Below are 1,946 nucleotides of genomic sequence, written 5' to 3'. Positions count from 1 at the left end.
GTGCGCCAGGCAGCGCATGAATCGGGAGGGTTCAAGTCCCTCCGGCGCTCGGATAAGGGGCGCTGTATCCAAAGGTGGGGGTAATGCCTCGCTGGCCAGCATCAGCAATGATGCTGGAGGACAGGGTGTCCACCGCGAGGTGGAATCCGAAGGGTTTGAGGAGAAACACCGGGCCGTAATCGAAGGGGCGACCCTGCAGATGAACCGGTCGGCCAAAGATGGGGCAAGGTCGAGCCTGCACTATGGAGGCGAAGGCGTTCTTATCCACCCATCGAACCAAGGTGTGTGCGGACGGCACGGTGTGGAAGATTCATGCGTGACCCTGGGAGGGCTCACAGGATTCCTGGGTGGCACCGGGATAAACGACCCTATAAGCGGATGCGAAATGGCGAGTGATGTTCTGTGAGTCGTCGGACGACTGAATAGTACCTCAAGCCTTGCGAAAGCAAGGTGACCGTCTCAGACGGCAGCGGAGTGAGCTGGGGAAGGCAGTCGACAAGGTAGTTGGAAGAAGACAGGAAACCAACGAGTAAGGTGTATGGCAAGGACAAGTTCCCTCAGTGAAAGACCCCTAGGCGATAGACCGAGGAGATTGGTGCACTGGCTGAATCCGACAGGCGAGAAGAAGGTCCACTCATTGGTGGACAAGGTGTACAAGATGAAGAACCTGGAGTTGGCTTGGGAAAAAGTCAAGCGCAACCGGGGGGCGGGTGGTATCGACGGCCAGAGTCTGGCGGAGTTTGGAAGGGACCTGCGAGGGAACCTGGAACGGCTCCACGGGGAACTGCGCACCCAGACCTACCAGCCGCAGCCGGTGAAGCGGCAACTGATTCCCAAGAGCGGCCAGCCGGGTAAATTCCGCCCGTTGGGTATACCCACAGTCTATGACAGGGTGTGTCAACAGGCGCTGATGAACCGACTGGACGCTATTTTCGAACCGGTATTTGACGAAGCCAGCTTTGGATACCGGCGAGGAAGATCGACCAAGGATGCCATGCGCAAGATCTGGTGTGAACTGGAGCAGGGGAATGAGTGGGTGGTGGATGCCGATCTGAAAGACTTTTTCGGATCGGCGGACCACGACAAACTGATGGAAATGCTCAGTCAACGGGTGGCCGACGGACGTGTACTGCGTCTGCTGGAATCGATGATGAAAGTGGGCTACTCGGAAGATAAACAGATTCATCCCAGTGAGCGGGGAGTCCCCCAAGGGGGCGTAATCTCCCCGCTGATGAGCAACATTCTACTAACTCCGTTTGATCGGGAGATGCGCCACAAGGGGTATCGATTGACGAGGTTTGCCGATGATTGGCTGGTGACGTGCCAAACGAGACAAGAAGCTCAAGAGGTACTGAACTTCGCCAAGCGGGTTCTGGAAAAGTTGGGAGTGGTTCTGAACGAGGAGAAGACTCGAATCGTGCATATAAGCCACGGTTTCGAGTTTTTAGGCTACAAGATCAAGCGAGGAAAGCGTCCGTTGAAGCTAGCCAGGCACAAGATCAAAAGCAATACCCGACAGGGTGCTTTGTATGTCTATCCGAGGCAGAAATCCACCACCCACTTCAAGGAGCAGATCAGAAAGCGAACGAGTCGAAAAGCACCTTTGACCACCAAAGAGCTGATCGACCAGATCAATCCGGTCATACGCGGCTGGGGCAACTACTACAGGAAGTCCCATGTCCGAAGGCTATTCAACCAACTTGATCGCTGGATTGTTCGGCGGCTGTGGTCACATCGCCACAAGAGGTGGCGTAACTGTGGCTGGAAGACGCTCCCGCAATCCAAGCTATATGGCGAGTTGGGTCTTGTCAGCCTGATCCATTTAATACCGTCTTTGAGCCGGCAACGCGTTGCAACCTTGTGAAAGCCGGATGCGGGAAAACTGCACGTCCGGTTTGGGCGGCGGACGGAGGCAAGCCGGGACTTGGCGCCTCCTCCGACCCGAC

At 56.1% G+C, this 1,946-nt stretch carries 1 protein-coding gene; it reads left to right on the top strand.

Features of this window, described 5'->3' with window-relative positions; translation table 11 throughout:
* The first annotated feature begins 595 nt into the window (after positions 1-595).
* Positions 596-1,864, top strand: coding sequence for a group II intron reverse transcriptase/maturase (gene ltrA, locus O9K64_RS23300; protein WP_275100515.1), 1,269 nt, complete (start codon positions 596-598; stop codon positions 1,862-1,864).
* Positions 1,865-1,946: the final 82 nt, after the last annotated feature.

It is taken from the genome of Sedimenticola hydrogenitrophicus, from assembly GCF_029017505.1.
GTDB classification, from domain to species: Bacteria; Pseudomonadota; Gammaproteobacteria; order Chromatiales; family Chromatiaceae; genus Sedimenticola; species Sedimenticola hydrogenitrophicus_A.
This window is presented reverse-complemented; position numbering and strand designations above follow the sequence as displayed.